Annotated in this window: 22 protein-coding genes; 5 read left to right on the top strand and 17 right to left on the bottom strand. The window is 64.6% G+C overall.

Going from position 1 to position 23,451, the window contains the following annotated elements:
• Position 1 precedes the first annotated feature (1 nt).
• Complete coding sequence (locus Q0936_RS01965; protein ID WP_299297696.1) at positions 2 to 718, bottom strand: GNAT family N-acetyltransferase; 717 nt, start codon at positions 716 to 718, stop codon at positions 2 to 4.
• Positions 715 to 1,437: a molybdopterin-binding protein gene (locus tag Q0936_RS01960; protein ID WP_299297695.1), complete on the bottom strand. Its 723-nt coding sequence runs from the start codon at positions 1,435 to 1,437 to the stop codon at positions 715 to 717. Before Q0936_RS01960 ends, Q0936_RS01965 begins: the two co-directional genes overlap by 4 nt.
• Positions 1,438 to 1,485: 48 nt before the next feature.
• Between Q0936_RS01960 and sfsA the strand changes: the two genes are divergently transcribed.
• Both sfsA and map read left to right on the top strand, forming a co-directional pair.
• On the top strand, positions 1,486 to 2,202 hold the full coding sequence (gene sfsA / locus Q0936_RS01955) for a DNA/RNA nuclease SfsA (protein ID WP_299297694.1): 717 nt from the start codon (positions 1,486 to 1,488) through the stop codon (positions 2,200 to 2,202).
• A 54-nt stretch (positions 2,203 to 2,256) separates the two neighbouring features.
• Positions 2,257 to 3,078: a type I methionyl aminopeptidase gene (map, locus tag Q0936_RS01950; protein ID WP_299297693.1), complete on the top strand. Its 822-nt coding sequence runs from the start codon at positions 2,257 to 2,259 to the stop codon at positions 3,076 to 3,078.
• A 5-nt stretch (positions 3,079 to 3,083) separates the two neighbouring features.
• On the opposite strand, the gene Q0936_RS01945 is transcribed toward map, so the two are convergent.
• The 7 genes from Q0936_RS01945 to Q0936_RS01915 all read right to left on the bottom strand — a co-directional run bounded on the left by Q0936_RS01945 (position 3,084) and on the right by Q0936_RS01915 (position 10,175).
• The gene (locus Q0936_RS01945) at positions 3,084 to 3,998 is read right to left on the bottom strand and encodes a metal ABC transporter permease (RefSeq protein WP_299297692.1); all 915 of its coding nucleotides are present in this window, start codon (positions 3,996 to 3,998) and stop codon (positions 3,084 to 3,086) included.
• Positions 3,995 to 5,197, bottom strand: coding sequence for a metal ABC transporter permease (locus Q0936_RS01940; protein WP_299297691.1), 1,203 nt, complete (start codon positions 5,195 to 5,197; stop codon positions 3,995 to 3,997). Before Q0936_RS01940 ends, Q0936_RS01945 begins: the two co-directional genes overlap by 4 nt.
• A 3-nt stretch (positions 5,198 to 5,200) precedes the next feature.
• Entirely contained in the window at positions 5,201 to 6,001 is an 801-nt protein-coding gene (locus tag Q0936_RS01935) for a metal ABC transporter ATP-binding protein (RefSeq protein WP_299297690.1), read from the bottom strand.
• Entirely contained in the window at positions 5,998 to 6,969 is a 972-nt protein-coding gene (locus tag Q0936_RS01930) for a zinc ABC transporter substrate-binding protein (protein ID WP_299297689.1), read from the bottom strand. The genes Q0936_RS01935 and Q0936_RS01930 overlap by 4 nt, the downstream gene beginning before the upstream one ends.
• 82 nt (positions 6,970 to 7,051) lie before the next feature.
• A complete protein-coding gene (locus Q0936_RS01925) occupies positions 7,052 to 7,999 on the bottom strand; it encodes a HAMP domain-containing sensor histidine kinase (RefSeq protein WP_299297688.1) in 948 nt (315 codons plus the stop codon).
• Positions 7,984 to 8,670, bottom strand: a complete 687-nt coding sequence (locus Q0936_RS01920) for a response regulator transcription factor (protein WP_299297687.1) — start codon at positions 8,668 to 8,670, stop codon at positions 7,984 to 7,986. The genes Q0936_RS01925 and Q0936_RS01920 overlap by 16 nt, the downstream gene beginning before the upstream one ends.
• Positions 8,667 to 10,175, bottom strand: a complete 1,509-nt coding sequence (locus Q0936_RS01915) for a DUF4153 domain-containing protein (protein WP_299297686.1) — start codon at positions 10,173 to 10,175, stop codon at positions 8,667 to 8,669. Before Q0936_RS01915 ends, Q0936_RS01920 begins: the two co-directional genes overlap by 4 nt.
• A 177-nt stretch (positions 10,176 to 10,352) precedes the next feature.
• Between Q0936_RS01915 and deoC the strand changes: the two genes are divergently transcribed.
• Positions 10,353 to 11,360, top strand: a complete 1,008-nt coding sequence (deoC, locus tag Q0936_RS01910; RefSeq protein ID WP_299297685.1) for a deoxyribose-phosphate aldolase — start codon at positions 10,353 to 10,355, stop codon at positions 11,358 to 11,360.
• A gap of 316 nt (positions 11,361 to 11,676) precedes the next feature.
• The gene (locus Q0936_RS01905; RefSeq protein ID WP_299297684.1) at positions 11,677 to 14,016 is read left to right on the top strand and encodes an aldehyde dehydrogenase family protein; all 2,340 of its coding nucleotides are present in this window, start codon (positions 11,677 to 11,679) and stop codon (positions 14,014 to 14,016) included.
• A 100-nt stretch (positions 14,017 to 14,116) separates the two neighbouring features.
• Here the strand turns inward: Q0936_RS01905 and Q0936_RS01900 are convergent, their stop codons facing one another.
• The 7 genes from Q0936_RS01900 to Q0936_RS01870 all read right to left on the bottom strand — a co-directional run bounded on the left by Q0936_RS01900 (position 14,117) and on the right by Q0936_RS01870 (position 22,640).
• The gene (locus Q0936_RS01900) at positions 14,117 to 15,448 is read right to left on the bottom strand and encodes a pitrilysin family protein (RefSeq protein WP_299297683.1); all 1,332 of its coding nucleotides are present in this window, start codon (positions 15,446 to 15,448) and stop codon (positions 14,117 to 14,119) included.
• The gene (locus Q0936_RS01895; RefSeq protein ID WP_299297682.1) at positions 15,445 to 16,788 is read right to left on the bottom strand and encodes a pitrilysin family protein; all 1,344 of its coding nucleotides are present in this window, start codon (positions 16,786 to 16,788) and stop codon (positions 15,445 to 15,447) included. The genes Q0936_RS01900 and Q0936_RS01895 overlap by 4 nt, the downstream gene beginning before the upstream one ends.
• Before the next feature lie 97 nt (positions 16,789 to 16,885).
• On the bottom strand, positions 16,886 to 17,401 hold the full coding sequence (locus tag Q0936_RS01890) for a DUF3035 domain-containing protein (protein WP_299297681.1): 516 nt from the start codon (positions 17,399 to 17,401) through the stop codon (positions 16,886 to 16,888).
• A gap of 51 nt (positions 17,402 to 17,452) precedes the next feature.
• Positions 17,453 to 17,944, bottom strand: coding sequence for a signal peptidase II (gene lspA, locus Q0936_RS01885; protein ID WP_299297680.1), 492 nt, complete (start codon positions 17,942 to 17,944; stop codon positions 17,453 to 17,455).
• Positions 17,945 to 17,951: 7 nt separating this feature from the next.
• Positions 17,952 to 19,535 (bottom strand): bifunctional phosphoribosylaminoimidazolecarboxamide formyltransferase/IMP cyclohydrolase, encoded by a 1,584-nt coding sequence (gene purH, locus Q0936_RS01880; RefSeq protein ID WP_299297679.1) that lies wholly within the window; start codon positions 19,533 to 19,535, stop codon positions 17,952 to 17,954.
• A gap of 15 nt (positions 19,536 to 19,550) precedes the next feature.
• On the bottom strand, positions 19,551 to 21,296 hold the full coding sequence (locus Q0936_RS01875; protein WP_299297678.1) for a heparinase II/III family protein: 1,746 nt from the start codon (positions 21,294 to 21,296) through the stop codon (positions 19,551 to 19,553).
• A 75-nt stretch (positions 21,297 to 21,371) separates the two neighbouring features.
• The gene (locus Q0936_RS01870) at positions 21,372 to 22,640 is read right to left on the bottom strand and encodes an RsmB/NOP family class I SAM-dependent RNA methyltransferase (RefSeq protein ID WP_299139068.1); all 1,269 of its coding nucleotides are present in this window, start codon (positions 22,638 to 22,640) and stop codon (positions 21,372 to 21,374) included.
• A gap of 89 nt (positions 22,641 to 22,729) precedes the next feature.
• Here Q0936_RS01870 and Q0936_RS01865 point away from each other — a divergent pair, with 89 nt between their 5' ends.
• Positions 22,730 to 22,909, top strand: coding sequence for a DUF1674 domain-containing protein (locus tag Q0936_RS01865; protein ID WP_299139070.1), 180 nt, complete (start codon positions 22,730 to 22,732; stop codon positions 22,907 to 22,909).
• 76 nt (positions 22,910 to 22,985) lie between these two features.
• On the opposite strand, the gene Q0936_RS01860 is transcribed toward Q0936_RS01865, so the two are convergent.
• Positions 22,986 to 23,339 carry a dihydrodipicolinate reductase gene (locus tag Q0936_RS01860; protein WP_299139073.1) on the bottom strand — a complete coding sequence of 118 codons (354 nt, stop codon included), beginning with the start codon at positions 23,337 to 23,339 and terminating at the stop codon, positions 22,986 to 22,988.
• Positions 23,340 to 23,451: the final 112 nt, after the last annotated feature.

The raw sequence follows: 23,451 nt of genomic DNA, 5'->3' as shown, positions 1-23,451 counted from the left end.
GTCACGTCTGTTGCGGCTGTGCGCGGTAATGATAGCCGCCAATCGGTTGAAAACCCAAGCCTTGGTAGAGCGCATTTGCCGCGACATTGTCCGCCGTGGTCAGAAGGGCGATGGAATGTGCGCCTTTTTCCTGCGCCCAGAATGCAGCACGGCGCATGATCCATTGGGCCACGCCCTGCCTGCGCTGGTGGGCCAGCACCTCGACCGCGTGGACCATGGCGATGCCGTCTTGCAGGGCCACGAACCCCACCCCTGCGGGCTTTTCGTTCCAGCGGGCGAGGATGGCGGTCTTTGTTTCCGCGCGGGCCATGGTGGCCAGCCGCGCGGGGCCGATGCCGCCCTTGGCCCAGATCTCTTCCATGATCGCGAGCGGTTCCCAGATGGCAAAGGCGGTCACACGGGGGATCGGGATATCGGTGAGGGTGGCCACCGGGGCGATATAGCCGTTGGTTGGGTCCACGATGTCATAGCCGCGCGCGGCCAGCGCCTGATCCAACGCGTCCTCGCCCGGTTTGACCATAAAGAGCGGCGGTTGCCCGTGGTCGCGCATGGCGGTTTCGGCCGTCTGGATATCCGCGCCGGGTGCGTTGGCGGTGGCCGCAGACACGCGTTTGCCACCGCCCTCACCGATGCGCAGGGTCCAATCCCCCAGCGTGATGCGCCGCGCGGCAGGCCATGTGCCGTCAAGTGCTGCGTAGAAGGCCGCGGGCGTCGTCATGCGGGAAAGTGTGCGTTCAGGGCATCCGCGCAGGTATCGACCATCGCGGCATCCGTGCCACGGATCACGACATTGGCGCCGTATTTGCCGTCTTTCTGGAACGGGTAGGACCCGATGCTGAGGTCCGGGTAGGCGCCGGCCAGTTCGCCCAGCGGCCCCGCGATGTCGCCCTCGCCCCGGTCGATGCGGACGGTGCGCGACACCAGCGGGTCGCCCCCGGTAAGCGTTGGCAGGACGCTGGCCACCATCGCCTGAAACACCGACGGGACGCCGGCCATCACGTGCACGTTGCCCATGGTAAAGCCCGGCGCGGTGGACACGGGGTTGTCGATCAGGGTCGCGCCGTCGGGGATGCGCGCCATGCGCAGGCGCGCCGCGTTCAGTTCCAGCCCAGATTTGGCGTAATGCGCTTCGAGCAGGGCGCGGGCGTCGGCGCGCACGTCGATATGCGCGTCAAAGGCCGCGGCAATGCAGTCGGCCGTGATGTCGTCATGGGTGGGTCCGATGCCGCCAGAGGTGAACACCGTGTCATAGGCCGCCGACAGCGCCTGCACCGCGGCCACGATGGCGGGTTGGTCATCGCTGACCACGCGGACTTCGCGCAGGTCGATCCCGGCTTCGGTCAGTTGGCCTGCAAGATAGTGCATATTGGCGTCGCGGGTGCGGCCGGACAGGATCTCGTCTCCGATGACGAGCATGGCGGCGGTGGGGTTGGGCATTGCGGGCCTCCTTGTGTGCAGGGCCTGCCACGGTATAGGGCTGCGCCCATGCGCTTTCAAACCGAACTTGTCCCCGCCACGCTGATCCGCCGCTATAAACGGTTTCTGGCCGACTGCACGCTGGAGGATGGGCGCGAGGTGGTGGCGCATTGTGCGAACCCCGGTTCGATGATGGGGCTGGCCGAGCCGGGGATGCGCATCTGGCTGGAGCCGAACGACGACCCCAAGAAGAAACTGAAATTCGGCTGGCGGCTGGTGGAGCATGGCGGGGGCCACTTCACCGGTGTCGACACATCCGTGCCCAACCGCGCCCTGCGCGCAGCGTTCGAGGCGGGCGTGGTGCCGGGATTTGACTGCTACAGAACCGTGCGGCCCGAGCAGAAGTACGGCGAAAACAGCCGGATCGATTTCCTGTTGCAGGGGGACGGGTTGCCCGATGCCTATGTGGAGGTCAAATCCGTGACCCTGTCGCGCACGCCCGGACTGGCCGAATTTCCCGACAGTGTGACCGCGCGCGGGGCCAAGCATCTGGGGGAACTGGCGCGCATGGCGCAAGCCGGGCACCGGGCCGTGATACTCTATCTGGTGCAGCGCACGGATTGCGACCGCTTTGCCCTCGCGGCCGATATCGACCCGGCCTACGCTGCGGCCTACGCTGCGGCCTATGCGCACGCGTCTGGCGCGGGGGTGGAAACCCTGTGCCTTGGCACCCATATTTCGCCTGATGGCGTGACTGTGGCCGCGCCCATTCCGGTCGACACATAGGCTTGACTGGTCCTTTTCGCCGCAGTGCAGTATAGTGTCGGACGCATTTTGCTGATGGAGCAGACCTTGAACCACGAAACCCGCGGCCGCCTGACCAAGGATGGCATTCGCATTTACGACGACGCCGACTTTGCCGGTATGCATGCCGCCGGTCGCCTCGCCGCCGAGATCCTCGACGCGATGGCACCGCTGGTGTTTCCCGGCCAGACCACTGGCGCCATCGACCGCCGCATCACCGAAATGGTCGAAGAGGCCGGGGCCACGTCCGCCACCATCGGCTACAAGGGCTACAAGCACGCCAGCTGCATCAGTGTGAACCACGTGGTGTGCCACGGCATTCCCGGCGACAAGGTCCTGAAAGACGGCGACATCCTGAACATCGACGTGACGGTGATTGTGGACGGCTGGTTCGGCGACACAAGCCGGATGTACGTGGCGGGCAAGCTGCCACGCAAGGCCGAGCGGCTGATCGAGATCACCCATAACGCGCTGATGCTGGGGATTGAGGCCGTCAAGCCGGGCAACACCTTTGGTGACATCGGACACGCCATTCAGGGCTATGTCGAGAGCCATCGCATGTCGGTGGTCCGTGATTTCTGCGGCCACGGGCTGGGTCGGGTGTTTCACGCACCGCCCAACGTGCTGCACTATGGCCGTCCGGGCACCGGCGCGGTGCTGGAGCCGGGCATGTTCTTTACCATCGAGCCGATGGTGAACCTGGGCCGTCCCGAGACCAAGACGCTGGCCGACGACTGGACGGCTGTGACCCGCGACAAATCGCTGTCGGCGCAGTTTGAACATTCGGTTGGTGTGACTGAGGACGGGGCCGAGATCTTTACCCTGTCTCCGGCGGGCAAATTCCACCCAACATACTAGGCGTGTCACTGCACCGCTTTGCGGTGCGGTCCGGCGATGGCGGCAAGGGCGAGGATCAGCCCCGACACGGTGGCGATCATACCCGCCGCGCTGACCGATGCGGACGCGCCGATCCAGAGCGGGCCGTAACCCGCCAGCACATATCCGACAATCGCCGACAGTGCCGCAAAGACCGCCGACCACGCGACTTGGTGGTCGAGGCGGTTGGTCATCATACGTGCTGCCGCTGCCGGGCAGATGAACATCGCGATCACGATGATCGACCCAACAGCATCAAAGGCCGCCACAGCCGCGATGGCCGACACCACCACCAGCGCCAGCCCCAAAGGCCCGGTGCGCAGACCCATGCCGCGCGCGAACCCTTCGTCAAAGGTCGACATGGCGAGCGGTCGCCAGAATAGCCAAAGAAACAGGGCCACCAAGCCCAGTGCAAGTGCCATGCGGGGCAGTTCAACGGGCAGCCCCGCCAAGGAGGCAGGATCAACCAACGACCCCCAACCCGTCGCATCCAGCCATATCAGGCTTTCCAGATTGCCGAAGAGCGCGTGTTCCACATCCAGATGCACGTTCGACGTATCGGAGCGTTCGAGCAGCAGCACACCACCCGCAAACATGGCAGTGAATACAACGCCCATGGCCGCGCCCGCCTCGATCCGGCCCAGACGGCGGATCACCTCGATCGCCACGACGGCCACCACGGCGGCCCCTGCAGCGCCGATCAACATCGGGCCAGTTGCGACCACGCCTGTCAGCAGGAATGCCACGACGATGCCGGGCAGGACCACGTGGCTGATTGCGTCGCCAATCAACGCCTGTCGCCGCAGCAACAGGAAGTTCCCCGGCAGGGCACAGGCCACGGCCACGCAGATCCCGATCAGGATCGGTGGCAGCGACAAGGCGACAAATTCAGCCCCCATCACGCCACCACCTGAGGGGCGTCGATGCGGGCGTCCACTTCGCGGAGTTGGTCCGGGGTCAGCACGTCTTCGATTGGGGTGAGGCCGTCATAGCGCGTAGCGGCCGCGGCAAAGCTTTGATCCATGCGGACGATGGACCAGCGGGTTTCGTCCAGCAGCGCCTTGGCAGCGGCGGCCTGTCCCGTGGCCGTGGCCACACCATCGGGCAGGATCAGGCCCGCACGGTGCAGCAAGCGACGGGTGAGCGCCTCGAATATCGGTTGGCCCTGTGCGAGAGCCAGCAGGCCCTGACGCATGTGGACGCGGCGCTGATAGCGGTGGTGCATGACCACCGAGGCCAGCAGCCCCCGGCCCGGCGACACCAGAAGCGACACAAGGAACAGGGCAAAGCCCACAAGCACGATGATCGGCCCTGTGGGCAGTGCGGGGGCCACGGCGGACAGGGCCGCGCCCGCATAGCCCGACAGCCCGCCCACGGCACCTGCGATCAGCACCACGTGGTCAGTGCGGTCGGTCCAGAACCGCGCCGTCACCGCCGGCACAATCAGCAGGGCAACAATCAGGATCAGGCCGACCACCTTGAGCCCCACGACGGTCACAACCAGCACAATGCCCATCATCGCCAGGTCGATGCGGGCCAGCGACCAGCCCGCGGCCTGCGCGTAACCGGAGTCGAAGGAGGCCAGCTCAAGCGGGCGGCGCAGGAGCATGACAAGGGCCAGCACAAGGGCGGCGGCGACGGCCAGCAGGACTGCGTCACTGCGCAACATGCCTGCGGTGGATCCCAGCAGGAACCCTTCGAGCCCGGCCTGTCGCCCGGCGGTCATGGTTTGGATCACAGTCAGGATCACCACCCCGAACCCAAAGAACACCGACAGGACGGCGCCGATGGCTGCGTCCTCGCCCAGACGGGTGCGGGCGGTCAGCCATTGCACGCAGAGCAGGCCAAGGGCGGCGGACACGCCCGCGCCCAGCAAGAGGCCGGGCAGTGCACGCCCGTCACCGCCCAGCGCGACCATCACCATAAAGGCAAGGCCGACCCCCGGCAGGGTCGCGTGGCTGATGGCGTCGCTGACCAGCGCGCGTTTGCGCAAAAAGAGGAACGTACCCGCCACGCCCGCGGCCATGCCCAAGAGGGTGGCGCCGATGGTGACAAGTGTCGCGTTGTACCCCAGCTGCAACAGCAGCGCGTCGGCCAGCATGGGTCAGCCCGCCACGCTTTCGGGGTCGGCGCGGGCGGTGGTCAGGCGGCCGCCATAGGCCGTGTGCAGGTTGTCTTCGGTAAAGACCTCGGCCACGGGGCCTGCGGCAATGACCTGGGTGTTCAGCAGGACAACCTCGTCGAAATAGTCCGGCACGGTGGCCAGGTCGTGATGCACGGCAACAACGGTACGGCCTGTGTCACGCAGGGACTTGAGCACGGCGATGATCGCCTTTTCCGTGGCGGCATCGACCCCGGCAAAGGGTTCGTCCAGCAGGTAGATGTCCGCCTCTTGGGCGAGGGCACGGGCGAGGAACACGCGCTGTTGCTGCCCCCCCGAAAGCTGGCCGATCTGGCGGGTGGCAAAGTCGGCCATGCCCACCCGGTCGAGGCAGGCCATGGCCTGCGAACGGTGCGTGGCGCGCACCCGGCCCAACAGGCCCAGTTTGCGGTACATGCCCATCATCACCACGTCGATCACGCGGGTCGGGAAATCCCAGTCGACACTGGCGCGTTGCGGCACATAGGCAATGCGATCGCGCATCTGTGCCAGCGGCTGCCCCAAAACGGTCACCGTCCCCGCCAGCGGTTTCACAACATTGAGCGCGGCCTTGAGAAGCGTGGATTTGCCCGCGCCGTTTGGCCCGACAATCGCCGTCATGGCACCCGTGCGCACAGTCACATCCACCGAAAAGATCGCAGGCGTCTGACCATAGGACACGGTCAGGCCACGTACGGCCAGCGGGCTGGCGCGGCGCGCGGCCTCATCGGGCTGTGCGCCCGCGGTGACAAGTGCGAGGGTCATGCGCTGCCCCTCAGTTTGCCAAGGCGTCCGGTGGCTGGCACGTCGCCACCCAGCGCGCGCGCGATGGTGGTCACGTTGTGGTCGATCATGCCGAACCACGTGCCTTCATAGGTGCCGTCCGGCCCCATCGCGTCGGAAAAGAGTGCGCCGCCGATCTGAACCTCATGGCCGCGCGCACCGGCCCCTTCGACAAGGGCGCGGATGTTGCGATCCGACACGGAGGTTTCGACAAACACGGCAGGCAGGTCACGGTCCACAAGCGTGTCCACCAACGTGCTGATGCGGTTCAGGCCCGCCTCGCTTTCGGTCGAGATGCCCTGAATGCCCAGCACATCAAACCCGTAGGCCGAACCAAAGTAGCCAAAGGCGTCATGCGCCGTCAGCAACACACGGCGCTCGGGCGCCACGGACAAAAGCGAGGTGCGCGCATAGTCCGACAGCGCCGCCGCCTCGGCCGTGAAGGCGGCCGCATTCGCCTTGAACTGGTCACGCGCCGCAGGGCGCAGGTCGGACAGGGTCGCAACAACCGCAGGCAGACATTGCACCCAAAGGTCGGGGTCCATCCACACATGCGGATCATAACGCCCGGCATAGTCCTCGTGTGACAGCAGGCGCGCGGGGTCCAGCGTATCGGCAATGGCATGGACCGGGCGTTTGCGCCCGAGATCGGCCAGAAACGCCTCCATTTGCGCCTCGAGGTAGAGGCCGTGCCACAGCACCGCGTCGGCGCGGGTCATGGCGACGATGTCGCTGCGGGTTTGTCGATAGGCGTGCGGGTCAACACCCGGTCCCATCAACGCGGTCACGTTCACCACGTCCCCGCCCACGGCGCGGACCATATCCGCGATCATGCCTGTCGTGGTCACGATGTTCAGAGGCTGCGCCGCCAGCGCGGGCGTCGCCGCAAAAGCCGCCATCCCTGCCAACAGGGCGCGACGGGACAGAACGGGGGTGTGTTTGTGTTTCATGAGATTGAATATGAGAGTCATTCGCAGAAAATCAATTGGATTGAGAATGATTCTCAGTTTTCTCGCCGATAAAGCGCCGTTTTCAATCAAACGTGATGAGAAAAGCAGCACCTTGGATCGAATCCGCCAGCGAAATGCGGCCACCCCGTGCGGCCAACAGGCTGCGAACGATGCTGAGACCCATCCCGGTGCCGCCCTGTTCGCGCCGCGTGGTAAAGAACGGATCAAAGATGCGGGCGCGGTTGCCCGTGCTGATGCCCGGCCCGTCATCGGTCACCTGTATCCCCGCCTCAAGGACACTGAGGTCAAGGCGCGTGGCCCCGTGTTCGGCGGCGTTGCGGGCCAGTTGCGTCAGGATTGTGTGCAGGTCCTGCGCGTCGAGCGGCACAGCGCCGTCCGCCGTTACACCGATGTCGAGCGGCATCTCCGGCAGGTCGGCGGCCACGGCACTCAGGCGGCTGGTGCCCGGCCCGGCGCTGGTTCCGGCACGGGCGTGGTGGCCCAGATCGTCCAGCAGGGTCTGCATCCGATCGGACGCTGCGCGGATCGTCGTGCTGAGGGTCGCCGCGTCGTCCGGTGGCGGGGCAGTTTCCAGCAATTCCGCCGCCCCCCGGATCGCCGTCAACGGCGACGTCAGCTCGTGGGCGACGTGATCCGAATAGGCCTTCATCCCTTCGGCGCGGCTGTGCAGGCTGTTGCCCATGGCCATCACGCTGGCACCCAATGCGCTGAATTCCGGCGTGCCGAACTGGGTCGGGGCTTGCGGGGCCTCGCCCGCCTTCATCGCGCGGGCATAGTCGGTCAGCGCATAGACAGGGCGCAGCACCAGACGCCACAGCAGCAGGCCAAGCACCGTTGTGGCCACGAGCGCCAGCACCACAACCAGTGTTGCCGCCTCGCCCCAGCCCAGCACGTCCCCCCAAAGCCGGAGCGACACCAGCCCCAAGATCGGCAGGGCAAACACCCCGACCAGCGCGCCGCCCACCACCAGCGCAAGCGGTGGGCGCCATTTCCTTACGATCCCGCGCATGGCCCCATCCGGATGCCGATGCCATGCACGGTTTCAATGGCGTCGCCACAGCCCGCCGCCGCCAGTTTGCCACGCAGATTGCGCAGGTGGCTATCGACGGTGCGGTCGCTTACAGTCACACGGGTCCCGTACAGCATGTCGGTGAGTGTCGTGCGGGGCGCGATGCGGTCCGGTTTTGCCATCAGATGGGCCAAAATCTCCATCTCGCGCGCGGTGAGGGTCACGGGCGTGCCACCCACATCGCAGAGGTGGCGCGCCGGATCGACCCGCAGCACACCGCGCACCAATCCGGATGCACCGCGGTCCAGCGTGCGTTTCAGGATCGCCCCCACGCGCGCCGTCAGTTCACGCGGCGAGAACGGTTTGGTCACATAGTCGTCGCCGCCCATCTCAAAACCCAGCACACGGTCGATCTCGTCCTGGCGGGCCGTCAGGAACAGGACCGGCGTTGCGTGGGTCGCCCGCAGGGTGCGGCACACGGCGAGGCCATCCATCTCGGGCAGGCCGATGTCGAGGATGATCAGGTCGAAGCGGCCCGACTGCGCCTTGGCCAGCCCTTCGGCACCATCCCCCGCCTCGGTCACTGTGTACCCTGCTTGTGTCAGGCCGACGCGCAGCACGGAACGGATGTGCGGATCGTCGTCGACAATCAAGAGGTCTGCGGTGCTCATTCTGCTGCGCCCTGGTTCGCGATGGCCGCAAGGCTACGGCGCACCCGCCAGTTGCGAAAGCCCCATTCGCGCCAGTCATCCGGCTGAAAGAGCGTCGGGTGGAAATAGTAGCGGTCACAGAATGCACTGGCATTCATCCCGGTCAACCGTGTGATGGCGGGCATCGCGCCTTCGCTGAGTTCGCACAGCATCTTGCGATCTTCGGGCACGTTTCGGGTCAGGTTGTGCTGCGCCACCAGGTTGTCAAAGTTCACGATGGTGCAGGCATAGAGGACCACTGCGCCCAGGATCGCGCAACGCTTGGTCATCCAGCCAGTTGGGCGGTCCTGCCAGACCTGTTGCGCGGTGATGCCAAGGCCCACGGCCACCACGCCCATCCAGATATAGGCGGCAAGGCGCAACCGGGTGAGACCAAACGTGTCGACATAGAGGTCAAGCCGCCACACGGAAGCAAAGACCAGCGCAAGCGTCTGCGCCAGCCACAGCATCATCAGCATCCGCACCACAGGCCGTGCGCCCAGATGAGGCCGCGCCAGCACCGCAAACAGCCCCGCCAGAAGCGCCGTTGCCAGCAACGGATAGGCCCCTCGGTGGGCATAGGATGCCGGGCTGATCCCTTCAGGCAGCGCCACATTGCCGTAGAGGTACAGCACGTCCATCCCCGTCTGCACGGCAAAGAGCGCGTTGAAGGCCACAAGCGACCGCGCCACCGATTGCGCATTGATCAGGCCCGGACGGACCACGGTTGCACGGGCGGGGCGGCGGTATTGCAACCGCTCGCGCATGCGGTAGGCGACCAGCACGGGCCAGATCGCAGCCCCGAGAAAGATCCAGAACCACAGCCGCCACATGTCCGGCGCAGGTACTTCCCACGTGGTGATCTGTATCAACACACGGTCCAACACCGGGTTGGCCCCGGCCAGCAGCGCACCAAAGATCAACGTGGCAAGGCCGGGCAGTGCCCACCCCATCGCCAACGCACGCAGGTCGATGCCGCGCGGACGGACATGTTGCAGTGCGCGCACGCTCCGTACGCTGTCGGTCACGGTTTGCGTTGGGGCGATCCACCACAGCCGCATGATCGCGCGCATCAGGTCGGCGCGCTGCACACCAGCCAGAACCACAGCCACAGCTGACAGCCCGGCAAGTGCGACAAGCACCGACAACGGTTGCACCAGTTCGACCAGCGGCAAGAGGCTGAGCATCGCACCCCCACCGGCCGTGACGCGGGTGCGGACCGACAGGCGCGGCCATGCCAGGCCAAGCCCCACCAGAAACACCGCCGCCCCCAGCACCGCTAGGCTGAGGCCCGGCACAACTTGCCAGACCAGTGCATCGCCCAGCGCAATCAACAAGCCCAGCATCGCGGCCCGCGTCAGGTCCCTTTGTTGGCGCTGCTGACGTCCGGTATCTGGTCGGTCAGCGGGTTCGCGCTCGGCGCTGTTCAACCACCACCCGTCCTGTTGCATGGCAAGCGGTATGCCCCGCACGATCATCGTCTTCATGGCGCTGTCCCTTTTTGTCTGGCCTTTGAAGACGGGTATGACGCTGCGATGTGCATCGCTTGTGCAGGCATTTGTGCAGAGATTGTGCAGGGGCCGACGCTTGCCAAATCCCGCGTTGCATGCGACTTCCATGGCCTGCCCCGTTCAACGGGACCAATGTCCGAAAGGATTGCCCAGATGCACGAGACCACCCGCACCGCCGACATCCAGACAGGCACGACTGCGCAATTGCCGCAGGTCACAGAGCCGCGCAATCCGGGTCAGCCGCTGGATATGGATTGGGTCCGACGCGTACAGGCCAACACTTCGGCCATTGAGCGACGCTGCGCCACCCTGCCCGGTCGCCGGTCGATCAAGAAGGATCACCAAGCCGCGTGGCTGCTCAAGGCGGTGAGCCTGATCGACCTGACCACCCTGTCGGGCGACGACACCGAGCGGCGCGTGCAGCGGTTGTGCGCCAAGGCTCGCCAGCCTGTGCGCGCTGAAATGTTGGAAGCACTGGGAATGCCCGGCCTGACCACCGGGGCGGTATGTGTCTATCACGAGATGATCCCCGCAGCGGTCACGGCTCTGCGCGGCACGGGAATTCCGGTGGCGGCTGTTTCCACCGGCTTTCCCGCCGGCCTGTCGCCCTTTCCCCTGCGCTTGCAGGAAATCCGCGACGGCGTTGCCGCGGGTGCCTCCGAGATCGACATCGTCATCTCGCGCCGCCACGTGCTCGAGGGCAACTGGCAGGCGCTTTATGACGAGATGGCACAGATGCGCGCGGCCTGCGGCGATGCCCACGTCAAGGCGATCCTCGCCACGGGCGAGCTGGGCACGCTGCGCAACGTGGCGCGTGCGTCGCTGGTGTGCATGATGGCGGGGGCGGATTTCATCAAGACTTCGACCGGCAAGGAAAGCGTGAACGCCACCCTGCCCGTCAGCCTCGTGATGATCCGCGCGATCCGCGACTTTTACGACCAGACCGGGCATCGTGTGGGCTACAAACCCGCGGGCGGGATTTCCAAGGCCAAGGACGCGCTGGTCTATCTGAGCCTGATCAAGGAGGAACTGGGCGACCGCTGGCTGATGCCCGACCTCTTCCGCTTTGGCGCGTCGTCACTCTTGGGCGATATCGAGCGCCAGTTGGAACACCACCTGACCGGCGCCTATTCCGCCGGCTACCGCCACGCAATCGGGTGACTGGGCATTTCATGCAAGGTAGCTGGAAAATAAGTCATTTTGCTCGGTTCCATGTGAAGAAAAGCGCATTGGTCCCCATCCTAGTGGTGGCCCAATTGTTCGCCCCAAACTTCGCAAGCGCAGGAGACCAGACCTACACTCTGTACAGGAATTCTCTGCTTGATGCTCAAATGAGAATTCACGTCGCCACCTTTGATGCATCTTCTGGGCGGGATTACAATTTCGAGAATTGTTGGTTGGCAGCAACACTGTTCAAAGAGCAACCTGACGTAAAAACAGTCTTTTGGTGTGAGCCTGGGAACTTTGAGGAAAAACGATGACCGTCAAAGACATATTCGAGACCATGGACTACGGCACGGCCCCCGAGGCTGCAGGCGAAGCGTTGAAATGGATCGCCGATCGCGGCGGCATCGCGGGCCACTACATCAACGGCCAGTGGGGTCCGCTCCGCGACGATTTTGCCGCGCGCAACCCGGCCACCGGTGACAAGCTTGCAGGCGTTACCAAGGGTACGGCGGACGAGGTCGCAACCGCCGTCGCTGCCGCACGCAAGGCGCAACCAGCATGGGCCAAATCGGGCCACACACGCGCCCGCGTCCTTTATGCCATGGCCCGCCTGATGCAGAAACACAGCCGTCTGCTGGCGGTCATGGAAACGCTCGACAACGGCAAACCGATACGCGAAAGCCGCGACATCGACGTGCCCCTGGCGATCCGGCATTTTTATCACCACGCGGGCTTTGCCCAGTTGATGGACGATACACTGCCCGACCGCGTGCCACTGGGCGTGTGTGGCCAGATCATCCCTTGGAACTTCCCCCTGCTGATGCTGGCGTGGAAGATCGCGCCCGCGCTGGCCATGGGCAACACCGTTGTCCTGAAACCCGCCGAATACACATCGCTGTCTGCGATGGTTTTTGCCGAAATCTGCACCGAGGCGGGCGTGCCCCCGGGTGTTGTGAACATCGTCACGGGCGATGGCGATACGGGTGCCGCTCTGGTCGATGCAGACGTGGACAAGATTGCCTTTACCGGCTCCACCGCCGTGGGCCGCCGCATCCGCGAGGCCACGGCAGGCACGGGCAAGGCGCTGACGCTCGAACTGGGCGGCAAATCCCCCTACATCGTCTTTGACGACGCCGATCTCGACTCAGCCGTCGAAGGGCTGGTCGACGCCATCTGGTTCAATCAGGGCCAGGTGTGTTGCGCCGGGTCGCGCCTGTTGGTGCACGAACCCGTGGCCGACGCCTTCTATGCCAAACTGCGCGCGCGCATGGACAAACTGCGCATCGGCGACCCGCTGGACAAGAGCATCGATGTGGGCGCCGTCGTCGACCCGGTCCAGCTCGAAACCATCACACGGATGGTCGCGGACAACACCGCAGGGGATACCTATCAGGCGCAAACGGCTTTGCCCGAGACAGGCTGCTATTACCCACCCACGCTCATCACCGGCCTCAACACCGCCGACACGTTGATGCAGGAGGAGATCTTTGGCCCCGTCCTCGTCTCCACCACCTTCCGCACGCCGTCCGAAGCGGTCGAACTGGCCAACAACACCCGCTACGGGCTGGCCGCGACGCTTTGGACCGAGAACGTGAACCTCGCCCTGGATATCGCGCCGAAACTGGCCGCAGGCGTGGTCTGGGTGAACGCCACCAACCTCTTTGACGCCGCCGCAGGCTTTGGCGGGGTCCGCGAAAGCGGGTTCGGACGCGAAGGCGGCTGGGAAGGGCTCATGGCTTACACCAAGCCCGCAGACAAACCCAAACGGATCAAACCCATTGCTGCCTTCACCGGCGATGCCGCTCCCGCCGGCCCACTGGACCGCACCGCAAAACTCTATATCGGCGGCAAACAGGCGCGCCCCGACGGCGGCTATTCCCGCAATGTCTACGGCAAGAACGGCGCGCTTCTGGGCCAGACCAGCCTCGCCAACCGCAAGGACCTGCGCAATGCCGTCGAAGCCGCCGCAGCTGCCAAGGGCTGGGGCAAGAGCTCCGGCCACCTGCGCGCGCAAATCCTCTACTACATCGCCGAAAACCTCTCCGCGCGGGCCGATGAATTCGCCGCACGGCTGAATGCGATGCAGGGCGGACGCAACGGTGACAAAGAAGTCGACGCCTCCATCCAGCGCCTCTTTACCTACGCCGCGTGGGCCGACAAATACGACGGCGCGGCCAAGGGCGTGCCCCTGCGCGGCGTGGCGCTTGCGATGAACGAACCCACCGGCATCATCGCAGCCCTCTGCCCGGACGAGGCTCCACTGCTAGGCCTCATCTCCTGCATGGCGCCCGCGATCGCCATGGGCAACCGCGTCATCCTCGCCGCCTCGCAACCCTTCCCGCTGGCCGCCACCGACTTCTATCAGGTGCTCGACACCTCCGACGTGCCGGGCGGCGTCGTCAACATCCTGACAGGCGACCACGCCGACCTCGCCCCCCACATGGGCAAACACCTCAACATCGACGCAGTCTGGTCCTTCTCCGGCAGCGACCTCTCGGCCACCATCGAACACGCAGCCGCAGGCAACCTCAAACGCACCTGGGTCAACGCAGCCCTGGCGCGCGACTGGTTCGGCCCCGAGGGCGAAGGCAAACCCTTCCTGCAAGCCTCCACAGAAATCAAAACCGTCTGGATCCCCTACGGCGAATAGCCCTTCCTTTCGCCAGAAATACCTCGGGGTTTGGGGCAGCGCCCCAACAAAAAACCCCCGCGCACAGCGCGGGGGTCAAACATCGTGTGTGCGTCAGCACTCAATTGGCGACGGTGCTCTCCAACCCGACGGGTTGGCCCACCACGACAAAGTGCAGGCCCTCGGGATCCAGCAACTCACCCGCCACGCGCTTCACATCATCCAGGGTTACCGCCTCAACCTTTTCATTGCGGGTGGCAATGTAGTCGATGGGCAAGCCCAGCATCTGCATCCCCACCATGATCCGCGCAATGGGGCCGTTGCCATCGAACCGCAGCGGATATGCACCGGTCACATAGGTCTTGGCGGCGTCCAGCTCTTCCTGCGTCACACCCTCGACCGCAGTACGCGCCCACTCGTCGCGGATCACCGACACCGCTTCGGCCACGCGCTCATTGGCTGAGGCCACCTGCCCCTGGAACGTCGCCGCGTGGTCCTGCGGCACGAGGAAGGAATAGACACCGTAGGTCAATCCACGTTTCTCGCGCACTTCGGTCATCAGACGGCTCTCGAACCCGCCTGCACCCAGCACCTGGTTCAGCACGCGCGCGGCAAAGAAATCCGGATCCTCCTGCTCAATCCCGCGCTGACCGAAAATCGCCACCGACTGCGGCGTATCGAATGGCACAACCGTGGTGCCGCCCTCGATCAATACCTGCGCCGGACCGGGCTGTGGCGCACCCTCATCGGGCAGCGCGCCCAGCAGATCATCCAACAGCACACCCAACTCGTCAGGCGTGATGTCACCGACCGCACCGACATAAAGCCTGTCCTTGGCAAACACCGCGCCATGTGCGGCCAGCATGTCATCGCGGGTCAACGCTTCGACACTTTCGATCGTGCCGCGGAAATTCGATCCATAGGGGTGATCGCCGTAGGCCATCTTGTCAAAGGCGGCACGCGCAATCTCGTTGGGGTCCTTGGCATCGGAGCGCAGCCCCGTCAGCACCTGCCCCCGCACCCGGTCCAGTGCCACCTGGCCAAAGCTCGGCTCGATGATCGACTTGCGCAGCAACTCGACCGCTGCACCCCGGTTTTCACTAAGGAACCGCGCCGACACCGACAGGGCATCATCGCTGATGTCATAGTCAAAGGACGCCGCAAGGCGTTCCAGCTCGCGGGCAAAGGCGCGCGCGTCCAGATCGGCCGCCCCTTCTTCGAGCAGGCCAGTCATAAGATTGATCGCCCCGCGCTTGCCCGGTGCGTCAAGCGACGCGCCACCCCGGAACCGCAGTTCGAGCGCCATGAAGGGGATCGACGGCTCTTGCACCAGCCAGGCGGTGATGCCACCGGGACTGACAACTTCGGTGATCTCGACTTCGGCGCGCGCGGGCAACGCCGCAGCCAGTGCCACCATCACGGCACCCAGAAAACGTGTCACGACCTTGTTCATTGTGTCACCTCCGCCTCAGGTTTGGTCAGCCAGCCGGTCACCGACGCATCGCGGTTCAGCACCATGCGCGCGGCCTCCATGATTTCGTCGCTTGTCACCGACTGCAAAACATCCGGCCACGACTGGATGTCTTCGACCGTCAGGCCAACGGACATCGCAGCGCCGTAGCGGCGGGCGATCCCGTCAACATTGTCGCGTTCGTAGATCTCGTTGGCGCGCAGTTGATACTTGATCCGCTCCAGCAATTCCTCATCCACACCGTCCTGCAGGAATTGGGCCAGCGTGGCATCCATGGCGTCCTCGACCTCTTGCAAGGACAGGCCCGGCACCGGCACAACCACCACGTCAAAGGTCGTGTCATCCAGTGACACACCCCGATAGAACGCGCCCGAGAACACGACCTTCTGTTCCTCGAACTGCAGCTTTTCAGTCATATAGCTGGTCTGCCCGCCACCCAGCACTTCGGCCAGCAAGGTCAACGCAGCCGCCGCCCGTTGATCACCCGGATCACGTTCAGGCGCGAGGTAGGACCGGCTGACATATTCCTGCGCCACACGTGCGTCGCGGTAGATCAGGCGGCGTTCTGCGGTTTGCGGTGGCTCGGCGCTGCGCACCCGTTCGGGCAGATCGGGATTGGCGGGGATCACGCCATAGTATTTCTCGGCCAGTACGCGAACCTCATCGGGGTCCACGCCACCCGACACCACGAGGATCGCGTTGTTGGGATAATAGTAAGTGTCGTAAAAGCCCAGCGCGTCCGCCTTGTCCAACGTCTCCATCTCGTGACGCCAGCCGATGATCGGTACGCCGTACCGGTGGTTGAGGTACTGCGCGGCGTTCATCTGTTCAGAGAACAGCGCGCGGGGGTTGCTGTCGGTACGTTGGTTGCGTTCCTCGAGGATCACGTCCCGCTCGGTCGCCACGTTCTGATCGGTAAAGTTGATGTTGCGCATCCGGTCGGATTCCATGCGCATCATCAATTCCAGCCGGTCTGCCGCGACACGCTGGAAATAGGCGGTGTAGTCATAGCTGGTAAAGGCGTTGTCGCGCCCGCCGTTGGCCGCCACGGTTGCCGAAAATTCGCCGTCCTTGAGGGTGTCGGTGGCCTTGAACAACAGGTGTTCGAGGAAATGCGCCACGCCCGAAGATCCGACAGGTTCGTCGGCGGACCCGGCCTTGTACCACACCATGTGTTGCACAACGGGTGCGCGGCTGTCCTCGACGACGACAACCTGCATGCCGTTGTCCAGTTCGAATGTGGTGACGTCAGCCGCCAGTGCCGCAAGCGGCAGAGCAGCGGACAAGGCAAGCCCGGACAGGGCGGAACGCAATCGGATCATAAGATTTCCTGACTTGTGTCGGTTGACCAACAGATACAGTGCGCCCGCCCGGCTTCAAGCGGCGCTGGCGGGTTTGTGAGCAACCGATCGCCCGTGGTCAGCGGCGACGGCGACCGGATGGCGGCGCGTTGGGCGTCGGGATGCCCGCACGGCGGAACTGTTGTGCCGTGCGCCCGGCATTGAGCGACTCGCGCCGGTAGGCTTCGTTATAGAAGTCTTCGCGGATCAGGCGGAACTGTGTGAACCGGGCCTGACGTTTGCGGAAGGCGGCGTCTGCCTCGGCCAATGTGGCGCGGATATTGGCCTCGCGACCAAAGCGACTGGCGTGGTTGACCAGTGCACCGTCTGCCCCCGGCACAGGTGCGTTGGGCGATGTGCGCTGTCCACCCAATGCGGCGGCGCTTTCTTCGAGGGGGCGTTGATCTGTGCGGTTGAACCCGCCGGGCGTCGGCGTGGGCAGTGCAGTCAGGCTTTCGGGCTGTTGCAGCGGCTTGGACGGCACGATGATGAACTCGTCCGGCCCCTCGCCGCGCGACGTGACCTGGCGCAGGCCCTTGTTCTCGCACGCGGCAAGCAGGGTCACGGCAATCATGGCACACGCGATCAGTCGCATCGAACGTCTCTCCCTTGTTCGGGCCGCATTATCGCAACTTGGCCCGCGTTGTCACGCGCCCTTTTTACGCGCACCCGTTTTGCCCGATCCGCCTTCCTTGCCAAAAAAGACAAGGCCGATGGCACCGGCAAAGATAAAGATATCCGCCACGTTGAACACAAACGGGTTGTCGACGCCGCAGCAGGACATGTTCAAAAAATCCAGGACAAAGCCATAAAGCACCCGGTCCAGCACGTTGGCCAGCGCCCCGCCGATCAACATACCTGCACAAATCCGTGCAATGGCCCCCTGGGGGTGCCGCCACATCCACCACAGTACGCTCGCGCAGATCGCGCAGGCGATGGCAATCAGCAACCAGACGCTTGTCCCCTCGCCCAAAAGGCCAAAGTTGATGCCACGGTTCTCGCCATAGCGAAAGTTCAGGATCGGCGGCAGCACATCGACGGGCTTGAACTGGGACACGCCCATGACGTGAATGACCAGGTATTTCGACACCTGATCGAGCACAAAGGCGATAGCCGCAGAGATCCAGAGAAGTTTCATACGCGCCTTAATGCCGGAAATGACGCATGCCGGTAAAGACCATGGCCAGACCAGCCTCGTCTGCGGCGGCAATCACCTCGTCGTCACGCATCGACCCGCCGGGTTGGATCAGCGCCGTGGCACCTGCCTCCGCCGCCGTGATCAGGCCGTCGGCAAAGGGAAAGAACGCGTCCGAGGCCACGACCGACCCTTGGGTCAGCGGGGCGGGCAGGCCCATGGCTTCGGCCATATCCTGTGCTTTGCGCGCGGCGATGCGGGTGCTGTCCACGCGGCTCATCTGGCCTGCGCCCACACCAACGGTCGCGCCGTCCTTCACGTAGATGATGGCATTGGATTTCACGTGTTTAGCGACCGTCCAGGCAAAGAGCAGATCGGCAAGTTCCTGCTCGGACGGCTGGCGTTTGGTCACGACCTTGAGGTCATCGGCGCTGATCCGGCCCACATCCTTATCCTGCACGAGGAACCCGCCGGACACTTGTTTGACGGCCAACGACGCCGCCGACGCATCCGCCAGACCATCGGTGGTCAGCAGGCGCAGGTTCTTTTTGGCGGCAAAGACCTCGCGCGCCTCGTCGCTTGCCGCAGGGGCGATGACCACCTCGGTAAAGATGCCGGTGATCTCGCGGGCGGTGTCGCCGTCCAGTTCGGTATTCAGCGCGATGATCCCGCCAAAAGCCGACGTGCGGTCACAGTCAAAGGCGCGGGAGTAGGCCTCTTTCAACGTGGCCCCCGTTGCCACACCGCAGGGGTTGGCGTGCTTGATGATGGCACAGGCGGGGCCTTTGCCCGCAAACTCGCTCACCAGCTCGAACGCCGCATCGGTGTCGTTGATGTTGTTGTAGGACAGTTCCTTGCCCTGATGCTGGGTCGCGGTGGCCACGCCGGGACGGGCCGAGCCGTCCGTATAGAATGCCGCCGCCTGATGCGGGTTCTCGCCATAGCGCAGCGTCTGCGCCAGTTCGCCGCCAAAGGTGCGTCGGCGCGGGGTGTCCTCCACCTGTGCGGCCATCCACGTGCTGACGGCGGTGTCATAGGCCGCCGTGCGGGCATAGGCCGTCTGCGCCAGCCGCTGCCGCAGGGCATAGGTGGTCTGGCCGTCGTTCCCGGCCATCTCGGCCAGCACGACATCATAGTCGGCCACATCGACGACGATGTTCACAAACCCATGATTCTTGGCCGCCGACCGGATCATCGCGGGGCCACCGATGTCGATGTTCTCGATGACCTCAGCGTATTCCGCACCTTTGGCCACGGTCTCTTCGAACGGATAGAGGTTCACCACCACCAGATCGATTGCGCCGATCCCGTGTTCCTCCATCGCGGCGACATGGTCGTCATTGTCGCGCAGCGCCAGCAGACCACCGTGTACGACCGGGTGCAGCGTCTTGACCCGACCATCCATCATCTCGGGGAACCCGGTGACGTCGCTCACATCCTTGACCGTCAGACCGGCCTCGCGCAGGGCGCGCGCCGTGCCCCCGGTGCTCAGCAGTTCCACGCCGTGACCGGCCAATGCGGTGGCAAATTCCACCAGCCCGGTCTTGTCGGATACGGAAATCAACGCGCGGCGCACGGGGGTCAGGTCGGTCATGTTGGCAGCAGTCCTTTACTCGTAGATCTCGCCGGGCTCATCCCGGTTCAGGTCGCGGATGCCCATGGCAGTTTCCTGCGCCTTGGACAAGGACCAGCGCACACGTGTGGCATAATCCATCGCACGTCCCGTCAGCACGATTTGCAAAGCGGCACGCGGTTTCAGGCGGCCTTTTTCCAGAAAAACGCTGGGCTCCAGCGACAGGTTTTGCGTGCCGTCATGGCGGAACACCCAGATCTCACCGCTCTTGAGCGCCATGGACACGGCGGCGCCACCCATATCGATGGCCGCGTCCACCTCCGGGTGCAGGTGGAACCGGATGTCAAAGGGTATGCCCCCAAGTTTCTTGGCGTCCATCACCTTGTCGAACACGCGCTTTTCGTTGTCCTCAAGCGCCAGCAACATATCCTCGCCCGCCATGCCGCGTCCGTCAAAGGTCAGCTCAAGCTGGCGGGCGTGGGTCACGCCGTGGGTCTGGACATAGCCATTGTGCCCCCCCTGAAATCGCAGGCCGTCCGGGGCATGGCTGACCTCGATCGGGACGTGGTCGGGGGCATCAATCAGAATTTCACGCGCGGTGGCGCGGTCGGCATCCCCAAGGCGGGCGCTGGAATAGCCGTCAAGCGACAGGGCCGAATGCGACGGCGTCGCCCGGCCCGCACGCCGCCAATCCGCGCCAAAGCTGATGCCTGATCCGCAGTTTACGACCAACGGGCGCCGTCCCGACGTCAACTCAAAGGCCAGCGTCGAGGCATGGGCGTTGTGGCTGGCCTCGGGTGCGGGTGGTGTGGCCGCGTCGATGATCACGCTGGTGCGCCCCGCGCTCAGCCGGGCATAGCCCATCGACAACCCGTCCGGTTGGCGCGTGCGGATGCCGGATGCGGCCAGCGCATGATCCAGCCACCCCTCTTGTCCGCGCCCACCACCGTGAAACCGCGCAAGGCTGCCGTCCGAGTGCCGCAAGGTGCGCAGGGTCGGGGCGATGCGTTCAATTGCGGCCAGATGCGCCTGTGGCACTTCGCGTTCGGCAGCTGTAAGCGCCGCCGCCGCCCATGTGAGCAGGGTGAACACCTCAAGCAGTTCTTCCGGATTGCGGGTCGGCAACCCGCCCTGTTCGTCGATCTGGTCACGACATTCGCGGGCCAGTGCCGTGACGGCGGGCGGGGCCAGCGCCTCTTTGCCCTCGAGCGACAGACCGGCATAGATCAACCCTGTGAGCGCCTCGAACCGCGACAGCCCCGGCGGGGCTGCGTGCCAGCGTTTCGATAGAAATTCCGTCTGTTGCGCAAGCGAGCGATAGAACGCCTCGGCCAGATCGGCATCCTGTCCGCGCAGCACAAACAGCGCGTGGTTGATCCAGCGGATCAGGCGACGCCCGGTCAGGTCCGGTGTCCAGCCCGGCCCACGTCCGCGGCCATAGCGGTCAATCCACCCCCACAGCCAGGTCTGCCCCAGCGTCCGTGTGGACACGTCGCCCACCGCCGCCAGATCGTCCATCCAGGCAAATCCGTGCACGGCGTCCTCGAAGGCGCGGTCGGGCATGGCCACATCCCAGATCGGGGTATCGGGCGCTTCGATCAGCGCACCCGCAAACAGGTAGTTACCCGCCACCAGTTGCCGCCCCTTGGCAAAACTGCCGATGGTGCGCGGCTCGGGCGCGGATACGAACGCAGTCGCGGCCTTGGCCCGCGTTGCGCGCGCGGCATGCCAACGGTTCAGGAACCGCGCTTTTCGTTCGGAAAACCCATATCGGGTGGACATGCTGACTGCCTCGGTGCGTCTTGGGCGCTTTGGCGGCACCATAGCCGCACCGCGCCTTCAAGTCACGTGGTCCCGTCAGCTTTTGCGCAGGCAAGCGACATAGAACCCATCCATCCCACCTTGGTCCGCCCACATGTCCGGGCGCAGGCGCAGTCCGCCCTCTTCGGTGATCCAGCTCTGGTCAATGCCGGGACGGTCCAGTGCGGCGCGATCTACCGACAGACCGGGATGGCGCTCCAATGCCTCTTCGACCTGCACCTCGCCCTCGTCCGGCAGCAGCGAACAGGTGCAAAACACCAACCGCCCGCCGGGTTTCAACAGGCCCAACGCGTGATCCAGCATCCGCGCCTGCACGTCCATCAGCGCGCCGAACTCCGAGCCATCCTTGGCAAAGGGCAAATCAGGGTGCCGCCGCATCGTGCCCGTTGCGGAACAGGGCGCATCCAGCAAGATCGCATCATAGGCACCCGTCAGTTCAAAGGCATCCGCCACTTGCGTGTCCACAGTCAGTCCTGTGCGGACAAGGTTTTGCGACACCCGCTCCATGCGTCCTGCGGAAATGTCCACTGCCGTCACCGTAGCGCCAGCAGCGGCCAGTTGCATCGTCTTGCCGCCCGGTGCGGCGCACAGGTCCAGTACCGCTTCGCCCGGCTGCGCGTCCAAAACACGTGCGGGAATGGCGGCGGCTGCGTCCTGCACCCACCAGTCGCCAGCGGTAAATCCCGGCAGGCTCGACACCTGCCCCGGATCGGTCAGCCGCACCGACCCCGTGGGCAGCACCGTACCGCCCACCGCAGCAGCCACCGCGTTCACATCACCCTTAGGCGTCAGGTCGAGCGGCGCGCCAGTGAATTGGACCGCCTCCATCGCCAACACGGCCTGCGGCCCCCACGCGTCGACCAAAGGCGCGCGCAACCACTTGGGCAGGCGCGGGGTACGCAGGGCGGGCCACTGTTCCGGTCCCTTGTCCGCCACTTTACGCAACACGGCGTTCACCAACCCCTTGAGGTGGCCATAGCGCTTGTGCTTGGAAATGATCCCGACCATGGCATTCACAACACCATGGGCCGCCTCACCCTGACACAGTTCATAGGTGCCAATGCGCAAGGCATTGCGCACGGTCAGGGGTGGGTACTTGCTCAGATGTTTCTGCAGGATACGGTCGGCCCGCTCCATCCCGCGCAATGTCTCCGTGGCCAACCGCTGGGCCCGCGCACGGTCGCCGGGCTCAAGACGGTCCAAGGCCCCCGCACCGATCACCTCAGCCATCAGCTTGCTCTCACCCATGATCTGATCCAGCAGATAAATCGCACTGCGCCGCGCAGGCAGGCCGATGTCAGACATGAATGAGGTTCCCTTGCATCTCGTCGCACCCGACTTGCCGGGGCAGAAGCCGCGCGTATATCAAGGGTCAGACCAGAGAGAAAGCAACCATGTCCAAAGAGACCCCCGACGACCTGCCAGCCGCCGCAAAACGCGCCCTTGCCGAAGCCGAAGCACGACGCAAAGCGGCACAGGACCTCGACCTTCCCACCGAATTGGGTGGCCGCGATGGCCCCGAACCGGTGCGTTACGGAGATTGGGAGAAAAAAGGCATCGCCGTCGACTTCTGACAGCACCGCCCAAAGGGATGGTGGGTGGGGCGTCGTTGGCGTGCGCATGCACGCAAACGCGCGTCAGCCAACAGACTTAACGCAACCGGAACATCGCACTGTCACCGGCACCCCGATCCGACGTGAACTTGATCCGACCGTCTGCCGTAGCGCGCACTTCCTGGCAATTGTAACCCAGCGCATCTCCGCCCCAGAACAGATCCCGGCAGAAATACCCATCTTTCCAGGACCACGTGCCTTCGACATCCCAACGTGCGCCGCGGCCCTCGATCCGACCATCCGGCGTCACGGTCAGCTTGATCAGTGGCCGGGTCAGCGTCTTGCCCTTGACCAGTTGCACAAACTGCCCCTGGTCATCCACCTTCTTCAAATCGGCCATCGCAGGCACCGCACAGATCGCCGCAACCGCAGCCAAAACAAACACACGCATTCCAAAGCACCTCACAACTGGTGTCACTCGTACAAACACTTACGAGCCTACCGGCGCTTTGGTTCACTCCGTGGGAAAAATTTCGACATCATTGTGCCCAATGCATCAAATT

It is taken from the genome of uncultured Tateyamaria sp., from assembly GCF_947488715.1.
GTDB lineage: Bacteria > Pseudomonadota > Alphaproteobacteria > Rhodobacterales > Rhodobacteraceae > Tateyamaria.
This window is presented reverse-complemented; position numbering and strand designations above follow the sequence as displayed.